Source organism: Azospirillum oleiclasticum (genome assembly GCF_013423485.1).
Lineage (GTDB): Bacteria > Pseudomonadota > Alphaproteobacteria > Azospirillales > Azospirillaceae > Azospirillum > Azospirillum oleiclasticum.
This window is the reverse complement of the sequence record NZ_JABFFR010000007.1, coordinates 71,388-85,189: the sequence shown is the minus strand read 5'-3', so window position 1 is coordinate 85,189 and position 13,802 is coordinate 71,388. Positions and strand designations below refer to the sequence as shown.

At 69.5% G+C, this 13,802-nt stretch carries 15 protein-coding genes; 7 read left to right on the top strand and 8 right to left on the bottom strand.

Annotated features, from left to right (window positions below; genetic code table 11):
- Positions 1–49 precede the first annotated feature (49 nt).
- From HL658_RS10415 to phoB, 7 genes are all read left to right on the top strand, one after another.
- On the top strand, positions 50–1,477 hold the full coding sequence (locus tag HL658_RS10415; protein WP_180282113.1) for an ATP-binding protein: 1,428 nt from the start codon (positions 50–52) through the stop codon (positions 1,475–1,477).
- A gap of 291 nt (positions 1,478–1,768) precedes the next feature.
- Positions 1,769–2,812, top strand: a complete 1,044-nt coding sequence (locus HL658_RS10410) for a substrate-binding domain-containing protein (protein ID WP_180282114.1) — start codon at positions 1,769–1,771, stop codon at positions 2,810–2,812.
- 87 nt (positions 2,813–2,899) lie between these two features.
- Positions 2,900–4,282 carry a phosphate ABC transporter permease subunit PstC gene (gene pstC, locus HL658_RS10405; RefSeq protein ID WP_180282115.1) on the top strand — a complete coding sequence of 461 codons (1,383 nt, stop codon included), beginning with the start codon at positions 2,900–2,902 and terminating at the stop codon, positions 4,280–4,282.
- The gene (gene pstA / locus HL658_RS10400; RefSeq protein WP_180282116.1) at positions 4,275–5,600 is read left to right on the top strand and encodes a phosphate ABC transporter permease PstA; all 1,326 of its coding nucleotides are present in this window, start codon (positions 4,275–4,277) and stop codon (positions 5,598–5,600) included. The genes pstC and pstA overlap by 8 nt, the downstream gene beginning before the upstream one ends.
- Before the next feature lie 38 nt (positions 5,601–5,638).
- Positions 5,639–6,424, top strand: a complete 786-nt coding sequence (pstB, locus tag HL658_RS10395) for a phosphate ABC transporter ATP-binding protein PstB (RefSeq protein WP_246337465.1) — start codon at positions 5,639–5,641, stop codon at positions 6,422–6,424.
- A gap of 51 nt (positions 6,425–6,475) precedes the next feature.
- A complete protein-coding gene (phoU, locus tag HL658_RS10390; protein WP_180282117.1) occupies positions 6,476–7,198 on the top strand; it encodes a phosphate signaling complex protein PhoU in 723 nt (240 codons plus the stop codon).
- A gap of 12 nt (positions 7,199–7,210) precedes the next feature.
- Positions 7,211–7,915, top strand: coding sequence for a phosphate regulon transcriptional regulator PhoB (phoB, locus tag HL658_RS10385; RefSeq protein WP_180282118.1), 705 nt, complete (start codon positions 7,211–7,213; stop codon positions 7,913–7,915).
- Here the strand turns inward: phoB and HL658_RS10380 are convergent.
- The 8 genes from HL658_RS10380 to coaBC all read right to left on the bottom strand — a co-directional run bounded on the left by HL658_RS10380 (position 7,888) and on the right by coaBC (position 13,714).
- Positions 7,888–8,154, bottom strand: a complete 267-nt coding sequence (locus tag HL658_RS10380; RefSeq protein WP_180282119.1) for a hypothetical protein — start codon at positions 8,152–8,154, stop codon at positions 7,888–7,890. The genes phoB and HL658_RS10380 overlap by 28 nt on opposite strands.
- 5 nt (positions 8,155–8,159) lie before the next feature.
- Positions 8,160–8,612, bottom strand: coding sequence for a DsrE family protein (locus tag HL658_RS10375; RefSeq protein WP_180282120.1), 453 nt, complete (start codon positions 8,610–8,612; stop codon positions 8,160–8,162).
- 10 nt (positions 8,613–8,622) lie between these two features.
- On the bottom strand, positions 8,623–9,420 hold the full coding sequence (locus HL658_RS10370; protein ID WP_180282121.1) for a HesA/MoeB/ThiF family protein: 798 nt from the start codon (positions 9,418–9,420) through the stop codon (positions 8,623–8,625).
- Positions 9,421–9,481: 61 nt separating this feature from the next.
- Entirely contained in the window at positions 9,482–10,273 is a 792-nt protein-coding gene (locus HL658_RS10365) for a hypothetical protein (protein ID WP_180282122.1), read from the bottom strand.
- A gap of 174 nt (positions 10,274–10,447) precedes the next feature.
- The gene (cysK, locus tag HL658_RS10360) at positions 10,448–11,407 is read right to left on the bottom strand and encodes a cysteine synthase A (protein ID WP_180282123.1); all 960 of its coding nucleotides are present in this window, start codon (positions 11,405–11,407) and stop codon (positions 10,448–10,450) included.
- Between the two features lie 128 nt (positions 11,408–11,535).
- Positions 11,536–11,991 (bottom strand): RrF2 family transcriptional regulator, encoded by a 456-nt coding sequence (locus HL658_RS10355; RefSeq protein WP_180282124.1) that lies wholly within the window; start codon positions 11,989–11,991, stop codon positions 11,536–11,538.
- 8 nt (positions 11,992–11,999) lie between these two features.
- Positions 12,000–12,476 carry a dUTP diphosphatase gene (dut, locus tag HL658_RS10350; protein WP_180282125.1) on the bottom strand — a complete coding sequence of 159 codons (477 nt, stop codon included), beginning with the start codon at positions 12,474–12,476 and terminating at the stop codon, positions 12,000–12,002.
- The gene (gene coaBC / locus HL658_RS10345) at positions 12,473–13,714 is read right to left on the bottom strand and encodes a bifunctional phosphopantothenoylcysteine decarboxylase/phosphopantothenate--cysteine ligase CoaBC (RefSeq protein WP_180282126.1); all 1,242 of its coding nucleotides are present in this window, start codon (positions 13,712–13,714) and stop codon (positions 12,473–12,475) included. Before coaBC ends, dut begins: the two co-directional genes overlap by 4 nt.
- Between the last annotated feature and the right edge of the window lie 88 nt (positions 13,715–13,802).

The window sequence follows — 13,802 nt, the reverse complement described above, 5'->3', positions numbered from 1 at the left end:
CGTGTATGGATGGCGCCACCTTGCCGCCGCCACCACCCGACCTTGCGCGATGACACCCGGCGTCTCCCTTCCCAACCGGATCGCGGCCGCCGCCGCCCTGGCCGCACTGTCGCTCGGCATGTTCCTGGCCAAGGCGCCGGGGCTCGCCACGGTGGCCGGCACCACCGGTCTGCTGGTCCTGGCCGCGGCGCTGCGCGCGGCCTGGGCGCGCGAGCGCGATCTGGAGACGGTCGTCGCCTATGTCGAGGCGCTGGCGGGGCCGCGGCCCCAACCGCTCCCCGACACCGGACCCGGTGTGCAGCGGCGTCTGGCGGTGGCGGTGGCCGCCCTGCACCGCGGGCTGGCGGAGAGCGGCGCGCAGGCGCAGGTGCAGCGGGAGACCAGCGACTCGATCATCGAGGCGATGCACGACCCGCTGATGCTGGTCGCCGGCGACCGGCAGGTGGTCAGCGCCAACCGCGCGGCCCGCGGCCTGTTCGGCGAGAAGGCGGCGGGCCGCGATCTGGCGGCGTCGCTGCGAAACCCCGACGTGCTGGCGGCGGTCGATGCCGTGCTCGCCGGCGGCGCCTCGCGCAGCGTCGATTTCACAGTCCCGGTGCCGGTGGAGCGGGTGTTCGAGGTGCGGGTGAAGCCCTTCCAGAACAGCCGCTCCGCGCCGGCGGCGGCGCGCATGGTCATCCTGACGCTGCACGAGATCACGGCGCTGCGCCGGTCGGAGCAGATGCGCGCCGATTTCGTCGCCAACGCCAGCCACGAGCTGCGCACCCCGCTGTCCACCCTGCTCGGCTTCATCGAGACGCTGCGCGGCCCGGCCCGCGATGACGCGGACGCGCGCGACCGGTTCCTGTCGATCATGCACGAGCAGGCCAGCCGCATGACGCGGCTGGTCGGCGACCTGCTGTCGCTGTCGCGCATCGAGCTGGACGAGCACATGCCCCCCGACGGGCGCGTCGATGCGGTGGACAGCCTGCGCGGCGTCATCGCCGCCCACGAGCTGAAGGCCGCCGCACGGCGCATCCGCCTCACCCTGTCCGCCCCGCCAGGGGTGCCGCCGGTGGTCGGCGACGAGGACCAGCTGGCCCAGGTCTTCCAGAACCTCGTCAGCAACGCCATCAAATACACCCGCGAGCAGACGGAGGTGGCGGTCACCGTGTCGGTCACCGACGGCACGGCGGTGGGCGCCGGACGCATGGTGGCGGTGGCGGTGGCCGACCAGGGGGAGGGCATCGCCCGCACCCACCTGCCGCGGCTGACCGAACGCTTCTACCGGGTGGACGCCGCCCGCTCGCGCGCGCTGGGCGGCACCGGGCTGGGGCTGGCCATCGTCAAGCACATCCTGAACCGCCACCGCGGCCGTCTGACCATCGAAAGCAAGGTGGGGGAGGGCAGCACCTTCACCGTCTATCTGCCCGTCGCCGTGGAAGCGGCCGGGACCGACGGCCAAGTCCGCCCGCAACCCGGCGGTGCCGCCGCCTGAGTGCACCTGGCGTGGGTGTGGACGCACCGCGCCCGTCCATGTGACGGCAGCGGGTCCGCTGCGTCCATCGGCGTCTTGATTCCAGGTTGGTTCGGGTGTTTCTCGAAGCGGACCGGGCCGGAGGTGCGGTGTGTCGTCGAACGGTGTGTCATCAAAGTGTCATCCATCGGTAATCAATCGGACTCCGTCGGTGGCTAGTGTCCGGCTGCGCCCCGAACGGCCGTCGGCCGGGCGCGCGGGCTACCCCGCCCGGCCACCGAAACATGCCTGTTCCACACCGGAGGGATCACCGTGAAGACCACGACGCTCGCCCTGACCGCCGCCGCGGTCGCGGCACTCACCATCGGCGCCGCCGGCGTTGCCAACGCCCAGTCGCGTGATCAGATCCGTGCCGTCGGTTCCTCGACCGTGTTCCCCTTCACCACCGCGGTTGCCGAAGCCTTCGGCAAGACCGGCAAGTTCAAGACCCCGGTCGTCGAATCGACCGGCACCGGCGGCGGCCTGAAGCTGTTCTGCGGCGGCGTCGGCCCGCAGCACCCGGACATCGCCAACGCCTCGCGCCGCATCAAGAAGTCGGAAGTCGATCAGTGCGCCGCCAACGGCGTGGCCGAGATCACCGAGCTGAAGATCGGCTTCGACGGCATCGTGATGGCCAGCTCCAAGGCCGCCAAGCACTACGACTTCACCCGCGCCCAGGTCTGGAAGGCGCTGGCGAAGGAAGTTCCGGTCAACGGCAAGATGGTCGCCAACCCCTACAAGAAGTGGTCGGACGTCGACCCGAGCCTGCCGAACTATGACATCGAGGTTCTGGGCCCGCCCCCGACCTCCGGCACCCGCGACGCCTTCAACGAGCTGATGATGGAAGGCGGCTGCCACCAGGTGAAGGAGGTCGCCGCGATCCTGACCGACGAGAAGGCGCGTTCCAAGGCCTGCCTGTCGATCCGTGAGGACGGCGCCTATGTCGAGGCCGGCGAGAACGACAACCTGATCGTCCAGAAGCTGGGCGCCAACCCCGAGGCCTTCGGCGTGTTCGGCTACAGCTTCCTCGACCAGAACAAGGACAAGCTGCAGGCGGCGAAGGTCGACACCGTCGTTCCCAGCTACGAGCTCATCTCGTCGGGCAAGTACCCGGTGTCGCGCTCGCTCTACGTGTACGTCAAGAACGCGCATGTCGGCGTGATCCCCGGCATCCGCGAACTGATCGGCGAGTACACCTCCGAGCGCGCCATGGGCGAGGAAGGCTATCTGGCCGACAAGGGCCTGATCGCCCTGCCGAAGGCGGACCGCGACGCGGCCCGCGTGTCGGCGGTGAACCTCTCCCCGCTGAAGCTCTGATACCCGGATCGGCCGCACCGCCCCCGGCCACCCGGGGGCGGTGCGGCCGACCGCTTCTCCTTCCGACCGTTATCGTGGCGGGTGTGCATGCAGCTCACGGTTCTCCTGGTGGTGTTGGCGGTCCTCGCGGTGGTGGGCTACCACCTCGGCCGCTCCAGGGCGGCGAACGCGGTGGGCGGCCGCATCGTGCAGCTCCACTCCGTGCCGGCCTATTACGGCGCGTACGTCGCCCTGTGGGCGGGGCTTCCCGCCTTCCTCCTCTTCGTCGCCTGGGGCGTGTCCGAGGGCTGGCTGGTCATGCAGATGGTGCTGGCCGGACTTCCCGACCGCCTGACCTCCGTCGATGCCCAGGGCATCGCGTTGCTCAAGGCCGACCTTCTCAACCTCGCGCACGGCCTCAACACCGGCCGTCAGCCGGACCCGGCGGTCGTGGCCGGGGCCGAGCACTACAACGCCCTGCGCCAGCTCGGCGACTGGGCGGTGCTCGGGTTCGGCTCGGCCCTCGCGGTCGCCGGCCTGTGGTACGCCCGCGAACGGATTTCCCCGCGGATGCGGGCGCGCAACCAGGTCGAGCGGGTGATCAACATCGTTCTGATCGGCTGCTCCCTGGTCGCCATCCTCACCACCGTCGGCATCGTCCTGTCGCTGGTGTTCGAGGCGGCCCGCTTCTTCATGGCGGTCAACCCGCTGGAGTTCCTGTTCGGGCTGCACTGGAGCCCGCAGATGGCGATCCGGGCGGACCAGGTGGGCTCGTCCGGCTCCTTCGGTGCGGTGCCGCTGTTCGCCGGCACACTGCTGATCACGGTGATCGCCATGCTGGTGGCGGTCCCGGTCGGGCTGATGGCCGCCATCTTCATGTCCGAATACGCCACGCCCCGGATGCGCACGGCGCTGAAGCCGATCCTGGAGGTGTTGGCCGGCATCCCCACGGTCGTCTACGGCTTCTTCGCCGCGCTGACCATGGCGCCCTTCGTGCGCCGGATCGGCGACGCGGTCGGGCTCGACGTCTCGTCGGAATCGGCGCTCGCGGCCGGCGTGGTGATGGGGGTGATGATCATTCCCTTCGTCAGCTCGCTGTCGGACGACGTCATCAACGCCGTGCCGCAGTCACTGCGCGACGGCTCCTACGGGCTGGGCGCCACCAAGTCGGAGACCATCAAGCTGGTGGTCATGCCGGCGGCGCTGCCCGGCATCGTCGCCGCGGTGATGCTGGCGGTGTCGCGCGCCATCGGCGAGACGATGATCGTCACCATGGCGGCCGGCCTGTCCGCCAACCTCACCGCCAACCCGCTGGAGGCGGTCACCACGGTGACCACCCAGATCGCCACGCTGCTGGTCGGCGACCAGGAGTTCGACAGCCCCAAGACACTGTCGGCCTTCGGCCTCGGCCTGGTGCTCTTCATCGTGACGCTGACCCTCAACATGATCGCCCTGCGGGTGGTCCAGAAGTACCGAGAGAAATATGACTGAGCTCGCGGATCCCGACGTGCGTGCCGTTTCTCCGGCCCGGTCGCGCTATCAGAGCGACGAGTTCGTCGCCCGCCTGCGCCGCCGTTACGCCGCGGAGCAGCGCTTCAAGTATGCCGGCATGGCGGCCATCGGGCTCGCCTCGCTCATGCTCGTGGTGCTGCTCGGCTCCATCATCTCGCAAGGCTACACCGCCTTCCAGCAGACCAGCATCGCGCTGGACATCACCTTCGACGCGGCGGAGATCGACCCGCAGGGCACCCGCAACCCGGAGGTCCTGGCGCAGGCCAACTACGCCAAGCTGATCCGCGACTCGCTCGGTACCGTCTTCCCGGAGGCGACCAGCCGCGCCGACCGACGCACCCTGTCCGACCTGCTGTCGTCGGGCGCGCCGTTCGAGCTGGCGATGATGGTGCGCGACGACCCGTCGCTGGTCGGCACCACCAAGCGCGTGTGGCTGACCGCGTCGGACGACGTGGACCAGTTCATGAAGGGCTTCATCCCGCGCAACGTGGCGGAGACGGAGCGCCGGGTGAACGACGTGCAGGTGGCCGCCATCGACCGGCTGGCCTCGAAGGACAGCATCGAGAAGTCGTTCAACACCACGCTGTTCACCGCCGGCGACAGCCGCGAGCCGGAGCTGGCCGGCATCTGGGGCGCCATCGTCGGCTCCTTCATGACGCTGGCGATCACCATGGCGCTGGCTGTGCCGATCGGCGTCTCCGCCGCCATCTATCTGGAGGAGTTCGCGCCGAAGCGCTGGTGGACCGACCTGATCGAGGTGAACATCAACAACCTCGCCGCGGTGCCGTCCATCGTCTTCGGTCTGCTGGGTCTCGCGGTCTTCCTCAACTTCTTCGGCATGCCGCGCTCCGCCCCGGTGGTCGGCGGCGTGGTGCTGGCGCTGATGACCCTGCCGATCATCATCATCGCCACCCGCGCCGCGCTGAAGGCGGTGCCGCCCTCGATCCGCGAGGCCGCACTCGGCATCGGTGCCTCGCCGCTCCAGACGGTTCTGCACCATGTGCTGCCGCTGGCGATGCCGGGCATCCTGACCGGCACCATCATCGGCATGGCGCACGCGCTGGGTGAGACCGCGCCGCTGCTGATGATCGGCATGGTCGCCTTCATCGTGGACATTCCCGGTGGCTTCACCGACAGCGCCACGGTGCTTCCGGTGCAGATCTACATGTGGGCGGACAGCCCGGAGCGCGCCTTCACCGAGCGCACCTCGGCCGCCATCATGATCCTGCTGGGCTTCCTCGTTCTGATGAACGGCCTGGCCGTCTTCCTGCGCAAGAAATTCGAGAGGCGCTGGTAGTCATGACCACCCAAACCCAATCCCGCATGGGAGCGACCATGAACGCCCCGAGCGCCCTTCCCGCCGTGCCGGTGAAGATGCAGGCCCGCGACGTCAAGGTGTTCTACGGCGCCAAGCAGGCGTTGAAGGGCATCAACCTGGACATCCAGGAAAACCGGGTGATGGCGCTGATCGGCCCGTCCGGCTGCGGCAAGTCCACCTTCCTGCGCTGCCTGAACCGGATGAACGACACCATCGAGAACTGCCGTGTCGAAGGCCGGCTGACGATCGACGGCGACGACATCTACGGCCGCGACATCGACCCGGTGCAGCTGCGCGCCCGCGTCGGGATGGTGTTCCAGAAGCCGAACCCCTTCCCCAAGTCGATCTACGACAACATCGCCTACGGCCCGCGCATCCACGGCATGGCCTCCCACCGCGACGAGATGGACGAGGTCGTCCAGAAGTCGCTGCAGCGGGCCGGCCTGTGGAACGAGGTCAAGGACCGGCTGCGCGAGCCCGGCACCGGCCTGTCCGGCGGCCAGCAGCAGCGGCTGTGCATCGCCCGCGCCATCGCCGTCAGCCCCGACGTGATCCTGATGGACGAGCCCTGCTCGGCGCTCGACCCCATCGCGACCGCGCACATCGAGGAGCTGATCGACGAGCTGCGCGAGAACTACACGATCGTCATCGTCACCCACAACATGCAGCAGGCGGCGCGCGTGTCGCAGAAGACCGCGTTCTTCCACCTGGGCGACATGGTGGAATGCGACGACACCGAGGAAATCTTCACCAACCCGCGTGACGAGCGCACCCAGGGCTACATCACCGGCCGGTACGGCTGATCCGGGTCCGGCCGGTCCTGACCCGACATCCTCCGCGCAAGGAACCGATCCATGACCAACGAGCACATCGTCCGTTCCTTCGCCCAGGAACTGCAACGGCTCTCCAACCTGATCACCCAGATGGGCGGGGTGGCGGAGGCGCAGGTCGGCTCCGCCATCAAGGCGGTGGCCAGGCGCGACGTGGCGCTGGCCGCGCAGGTGATGCAGGCTGACACGCGGCTGGACGAGTACGAGCGCGAGATCGACACGGAGACCATCCGCCTGCTGGCGCTGCGCCAGCCGATGGCGCAGGACCTGCGCGAGATCGTCTCGGCCCTGAAGATCGCCTCCGATCTGGAACGGATCGGCGACTACGCCGCCAACGTGGCCAAGCGCTCGCTGGCGTTGGCGCAGGTGCCGGTGGTGCGCCCCACCGCCGGCATCCCGCGCATGGGCCGGTTGGTGGAGGAGATCCTGAAGGATGTCCTGGATGCTTTCATCGAGCGCGACGTGGAGAAGGCGATCGGCGCCTGGCGTCGCGACGAGGAGCTGGACGACCTCTACACCAGCTTGTTCCGCGAGGTCCTCACCTACATGATGGAGGATCCGCGCAACATCACGCCCTGCACCCACCTGCTGTTCATGGCGAAGAACCTGGAGCGGATCGGCGACCACGCGACCAACATCGCGGAAACCATCCATTTCCTGGTGGTCGGCGGCCCGCTGATCATGGACCGGCCGAAGGGCGACGACAGCAGCTTCGCCGTGGTCCAGCCCGACCAGACGGCCCCTTGAGGTGATTTACGCATGAATCCGGTGTTGAAGCCGCTCGTCCTGGTCGTCGAGGACGAAGCCGACATCGTCACGCTGCTGACCTACAATCTGGAGAAGGAAGGCTTCCGCGCCGTCGCCGCCGGCGATGGGGAGGAGGCGCTTCTGGTCGCCGCGGAACAGACGCCGCAGCTCGTCCTGCTCGATTGGATGCTGCCGCTGATGTCGGGGCTGGAGGTGTGCCGCCAGCTCCGCCGCAACCCCAAGACCCGCGACATCCCGATCATCATGCTGACCGCCCGCGGCGAGGAAGCCGACCGCGTGCGCGGCCTCAACTCCGGTGCCGACGACTACATCACCAAGCCCTTCTCGCCGACCGAGCTGGTGGCCCGCGTGCGCGCCGTGCTGCGCCGCTCCAGCCCCGGCCACACCGACGAGACGCTGCGCTTCGACGACGTGGTGATGGATCTGGCCGCGCACCGGGTGCGGCGCAACGGCCGCGACGTGCATCTGGGGCCGACGGAGTTCCGGCTGCTGCGCCACTTCATGCAGCACCCCGGCCGGGTCTTCTCGCGCGAGCAGCTTCTCGATCTCGTGTGGGGCCACGACGTGTATGTGGAGCCGCGGACGGTGGACGTGCACATCCGCCGCCTGCGCAAGGCCCTGAACGAGGAGACCGAGACCGACCTGATCCGCACCGTGCGGTCGGCCGGCTACGCGCTCGATTCCCGCAGCTCCTGAACCGCTTCGCGCAGGATGGCGGTCTTGCGCGCGAAGCGGCCGGCGGGATCGCCATCCTCGATCAGCCCGACCATGATGCCCACGGCACGGGCGACCTCGGCGGCCAGCCCAGGCCGCGGGTCGTCCTTCACCCGGCGCGCCAGCTCCTCCAGCGCCGGCCGGTAGGGGGCGCCCTCGAAACCGTCGGTGGCGATGGCCTCGAAGCGGTTGGCGAAGCGGATGACGGCCGCGGAGTCCATGGGCCTCAGACGAACAGCATGGGGCCGGCCTTTGCAGTCCCTTGGGGGCCGGCCTCGTTCAGGAAGGTGACGACGCCGCCGGTCTGCACCGTCACATCGTCGCGCAGGCGCCAGCCCTCGGGCAGATCCAGCGCCCGCAACCCCATCTCGCACACCATGATGGTGGCGCCGAGCAGCGCGCAGGCGGACAGCAGCTCCTCGAAGGTCGCCAGCCCGCGGGCGGCGAAGGTGGCGTCGCGCGCGGCCGGCGTGCTGCCGTCGTCGGCGGGGTCCAGCCCGTGCCAGCCCGGCGGATCGCCGGCCATCAGCGCCAGCAAGGCGCGACCGGTGAAGAACAGGGTGACGCGCCGGTTGGTGGCCGCCGCGGCACTCGCCATCACCAGCGCGTAATGCACCCGGTCGAAACCGCCGGAGAAGACCACCAGCGCCAGACCGCCGGGGCCGGAATCGTCGCTCATGCTCGAACCTTCAATGGGCGGACAGGTCGCGGATGGTGGGGTGGGTGCCGCAGAGCGGGCAGTCCGGGTCGCGCTTCACCGTGATCCGGTGGTAGGAGGCGTTCAGCGTGTCCATCAGCAGCAGGCTGCCCGACAGGCTCTCGCCGATGCCCAGAATCTCCTTCATCACCTCGGTCGCCTGCAGTGAACCGACGAGCCCCGCCAGGGCGCCGAGCACCCCCCCTTCGGAGCAGGAGGGCACCAGCCCGCGCGGCGGCGGCTCCGGGAAGACGCAGCGGTAGCAGGGATGGGGGGCGCCGAGATGCGCCTTGAAGGTGGCGATCTGCCCGTCGAAACGCAGGATCGCCGCGGAGACCAGCGGCTTGCCGGCGAAGTAGCAGGCGTCGTTCAGCAGGAAGCGGGTGGCGAAATTGTCGCTGCCGTCCGCCACGATGTCGTAGCGGCCGATCAGGTCCAGCGCGTTGTCGCGGGTCAGCCGCGTCTTGTGCGCCTCGACCGTCACATCCGGGTTGATGGCGCGGATGCGCGCGGCGGCGCTCTCCACCTTCGGCACGCCCAGCGTCGATTCGTCGTGGATGACCTGCCGCTGGAGGTTGGAGAGGTCGACCGCATCGTCGTCCACCACGCCGATGGTGCCCACCCCGGCGGCAGCCAGATAGAGCAGCAGCGGCGAGCCCAACCCGCCGGCCCCCACCACCAGAACCCTGGAGCGGAGCAGAGCTCCCTGTCCCGTGCCGCCCACCTCCGGCAGGACGATGTGACGGGCGTAGCGGTGGAGCTGGGTGTCGGTGAAATCTGGAATGTCCATGCGGCATCCTACCCCAGCCGGACCGGTCCGGCGCAAGGGGCACGCGCGGTGCGGGCGTCGGTCAGGCGGTCACGTTGGTGCCGGACCCGGTGGATTTGCTGGCGTCCTCGGCCGCCCATTGCTGCAGGCGGGCCTCCCGCTCGCGCAGGATCTTGTCCATGGGGCGCTCTTCGACCGTCTCGGGAACGGACGCCGTCTTCGGGACCAGCGTCATGTTCCAAGGCACTTCGCCCACCACCTTGCGGGGAAGCACCGCCACCACCTCGTACTGGCCGGGCTCCAGCTTGAAGCTCGACTTCTTCAGGAAGTCCTCACTCGCCTCGCCGGGTTTCATGGTGTCGCCGGCGGCGATCACCTTGCCGGCCTTGTCCATGATCGCCCAGCGGCTGTAGGGCATGCTGAAATTCGCCGTGAACTCCCCGCCCTGCACCACGTTCAGGCCGTGGCGTTGCACGCCGCTGTCCTTGCCCACCGCTTCGCGGGCCACGCCGTTCAGCACGCCGCCGCCGGCCGTGACCAGCGGATTCTGCCGCTCCGTCACCTCCAGCGAGTATTCGCGCATGTTGACGCCGCGGAACTGCTGCGAGACCACCGCGGTGTAGACGCCGGGGCCAAGCTTCGCCTGCGCGCTGGCGATGTCGTCCTGCGATTTCGCGGTGGCGACCACCTCGTTCCGCTGATTGACGATCTGGACGGTGGTGCGGGCGTTGTTGATCTTGAAATTGTATTCGCCGGGCTTGGTGACCACGAACTGCCGGCGGTCGACCGACATCCCGCCGGGCCCGAGCTCGCTCGTCAGCCCCTTGAACTCGGACCAGGACCGGCCCGTGATGCTGGGAAGAGACACGCCCATGACCGTCACCCCGATGCCTCGGCCCCGCCCGACTCGGCAGCGGCCATCACCGTCGCACTAATTTACTAAAATCCAATCTATCTGTCAAACGCCGACGCGCCCTGCGGGCGCCCGATTCAATGAATCAGGATACGCCCGCAGGGCCCGACGCGCAAGCCGGTGACGGCCGCGCCGTTACTCCAACCCCTCGAACAGGGCGGTGGACAGGTAGCGCTCGGCGAAGGAGGGCAGGATCGCCACGATCAGCTTGCCCTCGTTTTCCGGCCGGGCGCCGATCTCGAAGGCGGCGGCCAGGGCGGCACCGCTGGAGATGCCGACCGGGAAACCCTCGGTGCGGGCGGCCGCGCGGGCGGTTTCGAAGGCGCGCTGGTTGGACACGCGCACCACCTCGTCGATCAGGTCCTTCTTCAGGATGTCCGGCACAAAGCCGGCGCCGATGCCCTGAATCTTGTGCGGACCGGGCATGCCGCCGGACAGGACCGGGCTGTCCTCCGGCTCCACCGCGACCACCTTGAAGCCGGGCTTGCGGGCCTTGATCACCTCGCCCACGCCGGTCAGGGTGCCGCCGGTGCCGACGCCCGACACCAGGAAATCGACCTGTCCGGCGGTGTCGTTCCAGATCTCCTCCGCCGTGGTGACCCGGTGGATGGCGGGGTTGGCGGTGTTCTTGAACTGCTGCAGCATGTAGGCGTCGGGGTTCTCGGCCACCATCTCCTCCGCCCGGCGGATGGCACCCTTCATGCCTTCCGGAGCCGGTGTCAGCACCAGCTCGGCCCCCAGAAGCTTCAGCATCTTGCGGCGCTCGATGGACATGCTCTCGGGCATGGTCAGCACCAGCCGGTAACCCTTGGCCGCGGCGACGAAGGCCAGCGCGATGCCGGTGTTGCCGGAGGTCGGCTCGACCAGGGTGGTGCGGCCCGGCTCGATCTGCCCTTCGCGCTCCGCCGCCTCGATCATGGCGAGCCCGATGCGGTCCTTGACACTGGCCAGCGGGTTGAAGAACTCCGCCTTGCCGACGATCTGCGCCTTGACCCCGTATTCCGCCGGCAGGCGGGACAGGCGGACGAGCGGCGTGGCGCCGATGGTGTCGAGGATGCTGTCGTAGATCTTCCCGCGGAATTCCGGCCCGGCCATCGTTTCACTCCATTGTCTTGTAATATTCTGGCGATTCACAAGCTCTGTAGAATGTAGGCCCCTTGCCGGCGGCTTTCAAACGCAATCTGGTGGCGGTGCCTCGGCGCGCATGGGGCGAATGGGCGCGGTCAGATCGTGAAATCGATGCGGTCCTCGGTCTCGCTCTCGACCCCCGCGGAGCGGGCGCGCAGGCACAGATCCTCGATGGTGACCGAATCGAGCCGGCGGATGAACTCGTCCTGCAATTCCCCCCACAGCGGCCGCACCACCTTGTGTCCGAGGATGGAGCCGGCGGGATCCTCGATGGGATCGGCGGCCGTCTCCATGGAGCGCACGACCCGCACGATCTCACCCACGGTGATCCGCCGCCGCTCGCGGGCCAGCCGGTAGCCGCCGCGCGGGCCGCGCACTCCCGCCAGCACGCCGTCGCGCACGAGCTGCTGGAGCACCTGTTCCAGATAGCGCTTGGGGATGCCCTGGCGGCGGGTGATCTCGCCCGACTGCACCGGCTCGGTGCCGGCGTTGTAGGCGATGTCCAGCACCGCCTCGATCGCGAACATCAGCTTCTTGGATACCCTCAGCATCGCGTCCTCTATCCTCCCTGCGCGCCGCCGGCCCGCGTCCCTCCGGTCGAGCCGAAGCCCCCGGCCCCCCGCCCGCTCTCCGGCAGGGCCGCGGTCTCCTCCCATTCCACGCGCGCGAAGCGCGCCACCACGAGCTGGGCGATGCGGTCGCCGCGGGTGATGGTGAGGGGCCGGTCGCCGTGATTGATCAGGATGACGCCGACCTCCCCGCGGTAGTCGGCGTCGATGGTGCCGGGGCTGTTCAGCACGGTTACGCCATGCTTCAGCGCCAGCCCGGAGCGGGGCCGCACCTGCGCCTCGAAGCCCGGCGGCAGGGCGATGGCGATCCCCGTGGGGACCAGCGCCCGCCCGCCGGGCGGCAGCGCGAGATCGGCCGCGACCGCCGCGACGAGATCGAGCCCGGCCGCTCCCTCGGTGGCGTAGGCGGGCAGATCGATGCCCGCGGCGTGGGCGAGCCGGATGACGGGGATCGTCACGACGGTCATTGCGCGGTCCCCGCCGAAGGGGCCAGTGCCTCGGCGATGCGGTCGGCCAGCCGGGCGGCGACGCCGTCCTTGCCCATGCGTGGCCAGTCCTCCACCTTGTCCCCCATGATCAGGTGCACCGTGTTCTCGGCGCCGCCGAAGGTGCCGGTGGCGGGCGACACGTCGTTGGCGACGATCCAGTCGCAGCCCTTGCGGGCGCGCTTGGCCTGGGCGTAAGCGACCACGTCGCGGGTCTCGGCCGCGAACCCGATCACCAGCGCCGGGCGCAGCGCGCCGGCCCTCGCCACCGTCGCCAGGATGTCGGGGTTCTCCACCAGGGACAGGGTGGGTGGCCCGCCGCCGTCCTTCTTCATCTTCTGGTCCGCCTCGCCGGCGACGCGCCAGTCGGCCACCGCGGCGTTGAAGACCGCCACGTCCACCGGCAGCGACGCCTCGCAGGCGGCCAGCATCTCGCGCGCCGACTCGATCTGCACGACGGCGCAGCCGGGCGGGTCGGGCTGTTGCGTCGGGCCGGTGACCAGCGTGACGCGGGCGCCGCGCGCCGCCAGTGCTGCGGCGATGGCGTGGCCCTGGCGGCCGGAGGAGCGGTTGGCGATGTAGCGCACGGGGTCGATCGGCTCGTGGGTCGGGCCGGAGGTGACCAGCGCCGTGCGCCCGGCCAGCGGCCGCGGCCCGGCCTGTTCCGCCAGAAGCCCGGCGATGGCGGCCAGGATCTCCATCGGTTCGGCCATGCGGCCGGGGCCGTGCTCGCCGCAGGCCATGTCGCCCTCGTTCGGGCCCACCACCCGCACGCCGCGCGCCTTCAGCGTTTCCATGTTGGCCTGGGTCGCCGGGTGCAGCCACATGCGCACGTTCATGGCCGGCGCCACCAGCACCGGCTTGTCGGTGGCGAGCAGCGCGGTGGCGGCGAGATCGTCGGCCATGCCGGCGGTCATGCGGGCCAGCAGGTCGGCGGTGGCCGGGGCCACCACCACCAGATCGGCGGAGCGCGAGAGCTGGATGTGCCCCATCTCCGACTCGTCGGTCAGGTTCCACAGATCCTGATAGACCGTATCCTCGGTCAGCGCCTGGACCGACAGTGGCGTCACGAAGCGCGCCCCGGCGGCGGTCAGGATGGCCCGCACCGCACAGCCCCGCTCACGCAGGCGGCGGATCAGCTCCAGCGACTTGTAGGCGGCGATCCCGCCGGCGATGACCAGAAGGACACGTTTTCCCGCCAGCGTTCGAGGGTCGTTCATGGGAGGACGGCCGCAATCCGTCTGTTGATTGTGTGGAATTCAGATATTCCATCAGACGGTGATGCACAAGGGCCGACAAGGGCGCGGC

What these genes read in the sequence shown, in the direction of transcription:
- coaBC (WP_180282126.1), bottom strand. Translation starts at nt 13,714, where the DNA reads ATGAACGACCCTCGAACGCTGGCGGGAAAACGTGTCCTTCTGGTCATC.
- HL658_RS10375 (WP_180282120.1), bottom strand. Translation starts at nt 8,612, where the DNA reads ATGAGCGACGATTCCGGCCCCGGCGGTCTGGCGCTGGTGGTCTTCTCC.
- HL658_RS10415 (WP_180282113.1), top strand. Translation starts at nt 50, where the DNA reads ATGACACCCGGCGTCTCCCTTCCCAACCGGATCGCGGCCGCCGCCGCC.
- cysK (WP_180282123.1), bottom strand. Translation starts at nt 11,407, where the DNA reads ATGGCCGGGCCGGAATTCCGCGGGAAGATCTACGACAGCATCCTCGAC.
- pstC (WP_180282115.1), top strand. Translation starts at nt 2,900, where the DNA reads ATGCAGCTCACGGTTCTCCTGGTGGTGTTGGCGGTCCTCGCGGTGGTG.
- pstB (WP_246337465.1), top strand. Translation starts at nt 5,639, where the DNA reads ATGAACGCCCCGAGCGCCCTTCCCGCCGTGCCGGTGAAGATGCAGGCC.
- phoB (WP_180282118.1), top strand. Translation starts at nt 7,211, where the DNA reads ATGAATCCGGTGTTGAAGCCGCTCGTCCTGGTCGTCGAGGACGAAGCC.
- HL658_RS10355 (WP_180282124.1), bottom strand. Translation starts at nt 11,991, where the DNA reads ATGCTGAGGGTATCCAAGAAGCTGATGTTCGCGATCGAGGCGGTGCTG.
- HL658_RS10365 (WP_180282122.1), bottom strand. Translation starts at nt 10,273, where the DNA reads ATGGGCGTGTCTCTTCCCAGCATCACGGGCCGGTCCTGGTCCGAGTTC.
- phoU (WP_180282117.1), top strand. Translation starts at nt 6,476, where the DNA reads ATGACCAACGAGCACATCGTCCGTTCCTTCGCCCAGGAACTGCAACGG.
- HL658_RS10380 (WP_180282119.1), bottom strand. Translation starts at nt 8,154, where the DNA reads ATGGACTCCGCGGCCGTCATCCGCTTCGCCAACCGCTTCGAGGCCATC.
- dut (WP_180282125.1), bottom strand. Translation starts at nt 12,476, where the DNA reads ATGACCGTCGTGACGATCCCCGTCATCCGGCTCGCCCACGCCGCGGGC.
- HL658_RS10370 (WP_180282121.1), bottom strand. Translation starts at nt 9,420, where the DNA reads ATGGACATTCCAGATTTCACCGACACCCAGCTCCACCGCTACGCCCGT.
- pstA (WP_180282116.1), top strand. Translation starts at nt 4,275, where the DNA reads ATGACTGAGCTCGCGGATCCCGACGTGCGTGCCGTTTCTCCGGCCCGG.